Source organism: Embleya sp. NPDC056575, from assembly GCF_042793325.1.
GTDB lineage: Bacteria > Actinomycetota > Actinomycetes > Streptomycetales > Streptomycetaceae > Embleya.
Map to the genome: position 1 here is coordinate 64,643 of NZ_JBHTVA010000022.1, position 9,436 is coordinate 74,078.

The following is a 9,436-nucleotide window of genomic DNA, read 5'->3' on the forward strand; positions in this document are numbered from 1 at the left end:
GGCGGGTCATGGCGTACCCCCGGCCGGGGTGCCTCGGCCGAGGCGGCGGTCGATGAACGCCAACATCTCGTCGTCCGAGGCCGCTTCGAGTTCGGCGGCGACGCTCGGCGGGTCGGTCGAGGGTTCGGTGGTGGCGCCTGCCGTTGCCGTGCCGTTCCAGTCGGCGAGCAGTGCCCGCAGTCGCCGGGTGATGCCGGCCCGGTCCGTATCCCCGACGGCGGCCGAGGCCAAATCGGCGGTGAGGCGGTCGAGATCGGCGTGGACGTGGGCGGCGTTCACGGGAGTGTCCGGCAGGAGTTCGGCGGTCAGCAGCTCGACCAGGGCGAGCGGGGTCGGGTGGTCGAACAGGACGGTGGCCGGCAGGTCGAGGCCGGTGCGCCGGTTCAGCCGGTTGCGCAGGTCCACGGCGGTGACGGACTCGAAGCCGAGTTCGGCGAAGGCGCGTTCGGGTCGGATGTCCTCGACGGAGTCGTGGCCGAGGGCCGCGGCGGTATGTGTGCGGACCAACTCCATGAGGCGATGGGGGCGGTCGGCGGCGGGCAGCTCGACCATCTCGCGGCGGAATTCGTCGGCCGCGTGCGCCTGCTCCCCGGTCGCGGCCGGGGTGATGTGGGCCTCGGGGAGGGTGTCGATCAGGCGGCTGGGTCGGCGGGCGGTGAAGGCGCGGGTAAAGACCGGCCAGTCGACGTCGGCGACGGTCACGCAGGTGTCGTCGTGGTCGAGGGCCCGTTGCAGTGCCGTCAGGGCCGCTTCGGGGTCGAGCGCACGCAGGCCGCCGAGACTGATGCGGCGTAGTGCGCGGGCGAACTCGGGGTCGACCGCGCCCTGTTCCGTTGCGGGGCGGCCCGGCGGGTCCGGCTCCGTCGTCGGATCCCAGACCGACCAGGCCACGGACAGGGCGTGCCTGCCCCGCGCGCGGTGTTGTCGGGCGAGGGCGTCCAGGTGTGCGTTGGCGGCGGCGTAGGCGCCGTGTTCGCCGCTGCCCCAGAAGGCGGCCACCGAGGAGAAGTACACGATGGTGCGCAGCTCGTCCGGGTCGAGGAGTTCGTCGAGGACGCGGGCGCTGTCCACCTTGGCGGCGAGTACGTCGGCGACGGCGGCGGGGTCGGTATCGAGCAGGGCGGCCAGGTCCGGGTGGCCGGCGGTGTGCATCAGGTCGGTGATCGTGCGGCCCGCCGCGGTGAGGCGCTCGATCAGGTCGGCCACCTCGCGCCGGTCGCTCAGATCGCACGCGGCGGTGGTGAGCCCGGTGCCCGTCGCGGTGAGGTCGACTTCGAGGCGGGCGGCGGCGTCGGGGTCGATCCGCCCGACCAGCACGACGTGTTCCGCGCCGCGCTCGGCCAGTCGGCGGGCGAGCCGGACCGCCGGCGCGCCCGTGCCGCCGATGTCGCCGGTGATCAGCACGGTGCCGGACGGCCGCCAGTCCCGTACCGCTGCGGCGCCGGCCACCGGCGCGGGCACCATGCGACGGACGAAGGTCCCGGTCGGTCGGACGGCGAGCTGGTCCTCGTGGGCCGCGTTGCCCAGTGCCCGCCACACCCGTTCGACGGCGTCCGGTTTCGGGTGCGCCGGCAGATCGATCAGGCCGCCCCAGCGGTCCGGCAGTTCGAGGGCGGCGACCCGGCCCAGACCCCAGATCCGGGCCTGTTCCGGGTCCGGGGGCGCCGGGTCGCCGTCGACCTCGACGCCGCCGCGCGTCAGGCACCACAGCCGGGTGTCGGCGGTGCGGGCGGCGGCGGCCTGGATCAGGAGCAGCGTGTCGGCGAGACCGGCCGGGGCGCGGCCGGGGAGGGACAGGATCCCGAGCGGTCCCGCGCCGTCGGGAAGCGCCGTTTCGAGGGCGCGGGCCAGTTCGGCCCCGGTGGTGGGCAGGGTGGGGTCGACGACGAGGGTGGCGACGGTGGTGCCTCGCTCGGCGAGCGCCGCCGCCCATGCGCCGCTTTCCTCGTCGGCGGCCGGTACGACCGCCAGCCACGTGGTGGGCGTGGCGGGGTCGGCGGGCAGGTCGTCGGCGGGCCGCCAGATGGCGCGGTAGCGCCACTCGTCGGCGGTGCGCTGCTCGCGGGCCCGGCGGCGCCAGGTCCGCAACGCGGGCAACGCCGCGTGCCACGGCCGCGCGTCGGGGGTGTCGAGCAGGTCGGCGAGGGCCCGCGAATCGTCGGCCTCGATCAGCTCCCAAAAACGCGTCTCGGCCGGGTCACTGCTCGCTTCGGCCGCGGCGTGCGCCCGGTCGAGCCAGTAGCGCTGCCGGTGGAAGGGATACGTCGGCAGGTCGACGGCCTCGGCGCGGCGGCCGGCGAACACCGCGCCCCAGTCGGGTGAGACGCCCAGGACGCTCGCCTCGCCGACGGAGAGCAGGAACCGTTCGAGGTCGCCCTGCTCGCGACGCAGGGTCCCGACGGTCGCCACCTCGGTGCCGACGGCCGCCGCCGTCTCCTGGATCGGGGTGAGCAGGGTCGGGTGCGGACCCACGTCGACGAACGTGTCGTAGCCCTGCGCCAGCAGCCCGCGTACGGTCTGCTCGAACCGCACGGTGTGCCGCAGGTTGTCGTACCAGTAGTCGGCGGCCAACCGCGTGGTGTCCAGCGGCCCGCCCGTCACCGTGGAGTGGAACGGCACCGTCGCGGCGACCGGTTCGATCCCGGCCAGGTCGCCGAGCAGCCGATCGCGGATCTCCTCGACGCGGGCCGAGTGCGAGGCGTAGTTCACCGGCAGGATCCGCCCGCGCTCCGCCGCCTCGACCAGTTCCCGCACCGCCGCCGGCTCGCCCGAGACGACCACCTGGCCGGGGCCGTTGACCGCCGCGAGCGCCAACCGGTCGTCGGACTCCGCGATGCGCGCCACCACTTCGGCCTCCGACATGGCGACCGACGCCATCAGGCCGCGCTCGGCCAGGTCGAGTAGTGCCCTGCCACGCAGCGCGACGATCCGCGCGCCGTCCGCCAGGGTCAGCGCGCCGGCGACGCAAGCCGCCGCGATCTCGCCCTGGGAGTGCCCGACCACGGCGGCGGGTCGTACCCCGTGGGCGCGCCAGAGTTCGGCGAGCGAGACCATCACCGCCCACAACGCGGGCTGCACCACGTCCACCCGCTCCAGGCCGGCGCCCTCCGGATCGCGCAGCACCTCGATGAGCGACCAGTCGACGTACGGGGCCAGCGCCGCCGCGCAGCGCTCGATGTGCTCGGCGAACACCGGTGACTGGTGCAGCAGTTCGGCGGCCATCCGGGGCCACTGCGAGCCCTGGCCGGGGAAGACGAACACGACCCGGTCGCGAGCCGGCCCGCTGCCTTCGACGACACCCGCCGCCGCTTCGCCCGAGGCGAGCCCGTCCAGCCCGCGCCGGAGGCCGTCCCGGTTCCGGGCCACCACGACCGCGCGACGGGCGAGCCGGGTGCGGGTGCCAGCCAGGGAGAACGCGATTTCGGCCAAAGCGAGTTCGGGGTGCCGCGCGAGATGGGCGCGCAGTCGATCCGCGACCGTGCGGAGTTCGCGTTCGGTGGCGGCGGAGAGCAGGTACGGCAGCGGCGCGGCGTGGCCGTCGGCTTCGACCGGCTCTCCGGCGGGGGCGGGCGTGGGCGGCGCCTGCTCCACGATCACGTGCGCGTTGGTGCCGCTGATCCCGAACGAGGAGACACCGGCCCGGCGGGGCCGATCGTACTTTGGCCAGGGCACACTGTCGGTGAGCAGCGCGACCGCGCCGGCCGACCAGTCGACGTGCGGCGTCGGCGCGTCCACGTGCAGCGTCCTGGGCAGTACGCCGTGCCGCAGCGCCATCACCGTCTTGAGCAGGCCCGCCATACCGGCGGCCGCCGCCGCATGGCCGAGGTTCGACTTCACCGAGCCGAGCCACAGCGGTCGGTCGGCGGGCCGGTCGTGGCCGTAGGTGGCCAGCAGCGCCTGCGCCTCGATCGGGTCGCCCAGCGTGGTACCGGTCCCGTGTGCCTCCACCGCGTCCACCTGATCGCCCGTCAACTCGGCGTCCGCCAAGGCGAGTCGGATCACCCGCTGCTGCGCCCGACCGTTCGGCGCGCTCAGCCCGTTGCTGGCACCGTCCTGGTTGACGGCACTGCCGCGCACGAGCGCCCAGACCCGCCGGCCGTGCCGCCGGGCGTCGGAGAGCCGTTCGAGCAGGACCACACCGACCCCCTCGGACCAGCCGGTGCCGTCGGCCGCCGCCGCGAACGACTTGCAGCGGCCGTCCCGGGCCAAGCCGCGTTGCCGGCTGAACTCGACGAAGCCCGTGGGATCGGCCAGCACCGTGACACCGCCGGCCAGGGCCGTCGCGCATTCGCCGCGTCGCAAAGCCTGCACGGCCAGGTGCAGCGCCACCAGCGAGGACGAACACGCGGTGTCCACGGTCACCGCCGGGCCTTCGAGGCCGAAGGTGTAGGCCAGTCGACCGGACAGCACACTGCCCGCGCCGCCGGTGAGCGCGTAGCCCTCCGTGTCGCGCGCGCCGATTCCGTACCCGGACGGCGTGCCGCCCACGAACACCCCGGTGGGGCTTCCCCGGAGCGCCGACGCATCGAGCCCGGCCCGTTCGAACGCCTCCCACGACGTCTCCAGGAGCAGCCGCTGCTGGGGGTCCATCGCCAGCGCCTCGCGGGGCGAGATCCCGAAGAAGCCGGGGTCGAACTCGGCGGCGCCGGGCAGGAATCCACCGTGTCGGGCGTAGGAGGTTCCGGGGTGGTCGGGGTCCGGGTGATACAGGCTTTCCACATCCCAGCCGCGATCGTCCGGGAAGGGTCCGATGGCATCGCCGCCGTCGGCGACCAGCCGCCACAGGTCCTCGGGCGAGCCGATTCCGCCGGGGAAGCGGCAGGCCATGCCGACGATCGCGATCGGTTCGTCCGCCGAGGCCCGCGCGACGGGCGGGGCCGGCAGGCTCGTCCGCCGCTGCCCGCCGTCGAGTTCGGCGCACAGGTATCCGGCCAGCGCGGTCGCCGAGGGGTGGTCGAAGACGGCGGAGACGGGCAGGGGAAGGCCGGTCAGGGTGGCGAGCCGGTCACGCAGTTCGACGGCGGTGAGCGAGTCGAAGCCGAGGTCGCGGAAGGCCCGGTCGGGGTTGATCGCCCGCAGTGCGACATGGCCGAGTACGCGTGCGACCTCAACGCGGACCGCGTCGAGTGCGAGCGCCGGTCGGCCGGCGGGCGGGGAGGCGGCGAGCCGGCGGCCGAGTTCGGCGGCCGCGGCGCCCTCCGGCGATGCCGATTCCTCGGCGTCCGGCACGAGTTCGCTCCACAGCGGGCTGTGGCGCGGTGCGGTGAAGGTGGCGGTGAATCGTTGCCGGTCGACGTCCGCGACGCTCACCGTGGGCTCGGGGCCGCCGACCGCGTGGGCGAGGGCGGCCAGGGCGGTGTCCGGGTCGAGCAGGCGCAGGCCGCGCCGGGCCACCCACACCATGTCGCGTTCCGTGGCGACCATGCCGTCGCCGGCCCATGGTCCCCACGCGATCGAGGTCGCGGCGAGTCCGCGCGCGTGGCGCTGCTCGGCCAGCGCGTCGAGGGCGGCGTTCGCCGCGGCGTACGCGCCCTGCGCGCCGCTGCCCCACACGCCGGCGATGGAGGAGAACAACACGAAGGCCCGCAGGGGGCGTTCGCCGAACACCGCGTCGAGATTCGCGGCACCGACCGCCTTGCCCGCGAGCACGTCCGCACAGGTTCGGGGGTCGGTGTCGAGCAGGGCACGGTCGCGGGCGATGCCGGCGGCGTGTACGACGGCCTCGATCGGGCCGCCGTCGGCTTCCACTTCGGCGACGAGCCGGGCCACGGCGGCCCGATCGGCGAGGTCGCAGGAGACGACGGTCGTGCGGGCGCCGAACTCGGTCAGGTCGGCGACGAGTTCGTCCGCGCCCGGCGCGTCCGTGCCGCCCCGGCTGACCAACACCAGGTCGTGCGCTCCGCGTTCCGCCGCCCAGCGGGCCACTCGGGCACCCAGGCCGCCGGTGCCGCCGGTGATCAGGATCCGGCCCGTGGGCCGCCAGTCGGCGGAGTGCTTCGACGGCGTCCCGGCGGACAATCGCCGTACCCACACCCCGGTCGTACGCACGGCGACCTGATCCTCGGCGCCGTCGGCGATCATCGCGGCAACCCGGGACCAAACTGGCTCGTCGGGCATGGCGGGCAGGTCGATCAGGCCGCCCCACAGCGTGGGGTGTTCCAGCGCGACGGTGCGGCCCAGGCCCCAGACCTGGGCCTGTTCGACGTGCCGGAGCACGTCCGAGGCGTCCGTACCCACCGCGCCCTGGGTCAGACTCCACACCCGTACCCGGCCGTCGAGCCCGAGATCGCACAGCGCCTGAACGAGGGCAAGCGTGCCGGCGAGCCCGGCGGTGAGCCCGGGGGCGACCGGGTCGGGCGCCGTCGCGCGCCCCAGGAGCGAGACGACACCGGTGATGTCGGGGTACGCCCGAAGCCGTTCGGCCAGCGCGGCACGGTTCGCCGCGCCCGGCTCGACCCCGAGGTGTGCGACGTGCGCGCCGCGGGCTTCGAGCGCCCGCCCACCCGCCGCGCCGAGAGCGGCGTCGTCCGGGTCGGACGAGATCACCAGCCAGGTTCCGGACAACCGGACATCGCACGGTTCGGCGACCGACTGCCACCGAATCGTGTAGCGCAGACCGGCTCCCGGATCGGCGCCGTCCGCGTCCCGACCCGCGGCGACCGGAACGGCGCCTGCGTCACGGCGTCGCGTGGCGAGCCAGTAGCGCCGCCGCTGGAAGGCGTACGTCGGCAACTCCACGCGCCTGCCGCCGCGCCCGGCCAGGACACCGGACCAGTCCACGCGGATTCCGGCGACGTGCAGGCCGGCCAGTGCGGTGCTCGTGGTCCGTGTCTCGGGGTGGTCCCGACGCAGGAACGGTACGACGGTGGGTCCGGTCCGCGAGTCGATGTTCTCCCGCGCCATCGCGGCTCCCACCGCGTCCGGGCCGATCTCCGCGAAGGCCGTGGTGCCCTCCGCGACGAGCGTGCCGATGCCGTCGGCGAAGCGGACCGGTTCGCGCACTTGGCGCACCCAGTAGCCGGGGTCGACCAGTTCGGCGTCCTCGGCGATTCGGCCCGTGACATTCGAGACCACCGGGAACCGCGCCGTCCCGTACGACACGCCCTCCAGCACCGCCCGGAACTCGACCTGCATCGACTTCATCCGCGCCGAGTGGAACGCGTGGCCGACCCGCAGCCTCCGGGTCCGCCGACCCTGCTCCGCGAAGCGCGCGGCCACCGCCAGTACGGCGTCCTCGTCCCCCGAAACCACCACGGACGTCGGCCCGTTGACCGCGGCCAGGCCCGCCGAATCCAGCCCCTTCAGGGCGATGCGCACCTCCGCCTCGCCGGCCTGCACCGCGACCATCGCGCCACCGGCCGGCAGCGCCTGCATCAACCGCCCACGCGCCGCCACGATCACCGCCGCATCGGCAAGGGACCACACACCGGCGACGTGTGCGGCGGCCAGCTCCCCGATCGAATGGCCCAGCAGGAAGTCGGGTCGCACGCCGAACGATTCGACGAGTCGGAACAGCGCCACCTCGACGGCGAACAACCCCGCCTGCGTGAACACCGTCTCGTCGAGAAGCCCCTCGGTGCCCTCCGCTCCGAAGACGACGTCCCGCACCGAATGCGCCACGTGCCCGGCCAACCGGTCGTCCAACGCGGACACGACCTCGTCGAAGGCCGCCGCGAACACCGGATGGACGGCGTGCAGTTCACGCCCCATCCCGACCCGCTGACTGCCCTGTCCACTGAAAAGGAACGCCACTCGACCGTCCGCGCGGGCCGCCCCCGTCACCACGCCGGGCCCCGGCACTCCGTCCGCCAAGGAGCCCAACCCCGCGAGGAGTTCCGCACGATCGGCACCGAGGACCGCACCGCGCACATCCAGTGCCGAACGAGTCGCGGCCAGCGAGTGGGCGAGGTCGAGCGGGGTGAGGTCGGGGTGCGTCTCGATGTGGTCCAGCAAGCGCCGTGCCTGCGCGCGCAGTCCGGCTTCGGAGCGGGCGGAGACGAGCCAGGGGATGTGCTCGTACGCGGGCCCTGCCGCCGTCGCCGATGCGCCGCCGTCCTCGGCGTCGGCATCGGGAGCCGCCTCCTCGCCCTCCTCGATGACCACGTGCGCGTTCGTCCCGCTGATCCCGAACGACGACACGGCGGCCCGACGCGGCCGGCCCGTCTCCGGCCACGGTCGCGCCTCGGTCAACAGCTCCACCGCGCCCGCCGACCAATCCACGTGGGGGGTCGGCGCATCCACGTGCAGTGTCTTCGGCAACACGCCCCGGCGCATCGCCTGCACCATCTTGATCACCCCCGCCACCCCCGAAGCGGCGGCCGAGTGGCCGAGGTTGGACTTCAGCGCGCCCAGCCACAGCGGCCGTTCCGGGTCCCGGTCGCGTCCGTACGTGGCCAGGAGCGCCCGCGCCTCGATCGGGTCGCCGAGTGTTGTGCCGGTGCCGTGCGCCTCCACCGCGTCGACCTGATCGGCCGTCAGGCGGGCGTTCTCCAGCGCCTGTCGGATCACCCGCTGCTGCGCGGGCCCGCTGGGTGCGGTCAGCCCACTGCTGCCGCCGTCCTGGTTGACCGCGCTGCCGCGCAGTACGGCGAGCACCTGGTGGCCGTTGCGACGCGCGTCGGTCAACCGTTCGAGCAGCAGCAGGCCCACGCCCTCCGACCAGCCGGTACCGTCGGCGGCCGCGGCGAACGCCTTGCAGCGGCCGTCCGGCGCGAGGCCGCGTTGCCGGCTGAACTCGACGAACAGGGACGGATCCGAGAGCACCGTGACCCCTCCGGCCAGGGCGAGGGAGCACTCGTCCTGCCGAAGGGCCTGCGCGGCCAGGTGCAGCGCGACCAGCGAGGACGAGCAGGCCGTGTCCACGGTCACCGCCGGGCCCTCGAACCCGTACGTGTAGGACAGCCGGCCGGACAGCACACTGGCCACGTTTCCGGTCAGGACGTAGCCCTCGACGCTCCGCGGCACGTCGTCCGGATGCTCGATGTAGCGAAACGCGCCGGCCCCGACGAAGACACCGGTGCGGCTGCCCCTCAGCTCCACCGGATCGATCCCGGCTCGCTCGAACGCCTCCCACGACGTCTCCAGCAACAACCGCTGCTGGGGGTCCATCGCCAGCGCCTCGCGCGGCGAGATGCCGAAGAACTCCGCGTCGAAGTCGCCCACGTCGGACACGAAGCCGCCCCGGCGCACATAGGTCTTGCCGGACGCGGCCGGGTCCGGGTCGTGGATGCCGTCGACGTCCCAGCCCCGGTCGGTCGGAAAGTCGGAGAGCACGTCGGCGCCGGTCGCGACCAGCCGCCACAGGTCCTCGGGCGAGCGGATCCCGCCGGCGAAGCGGCACGACATGGCGACGATGGCGATCGGCTCCCGGCCGCGCGCCTCCACGGCGACCAACCGCCTTTTGGTCTGCCGCAGTTCCTCGGCCACCCGCTTGAGG

The 9,436-nt window shown here is 74.3% G+C and carries 1 protein-coding gene; it reads right to left on the reverse strand.

Going from position 1 to position 9,436, the window contains the following annotated elements; all coding sequences use genetic code 11:
• Positions 1–6 precede the first annotated feature (6 nt).
• Positions 7–9,426 (reverse strand): type I polyketide synthase, encoded by a 9,420-nt coding sequence (locus ACFRCG_RS19105; protein ID WP_380033028.1) that lies wholly within the window; start codon positions 9,424–9,426, stop codon positions 7–9.
• Between the last annotated feature and the right edge of the window lie 10 nt (positions 9,427–9,436).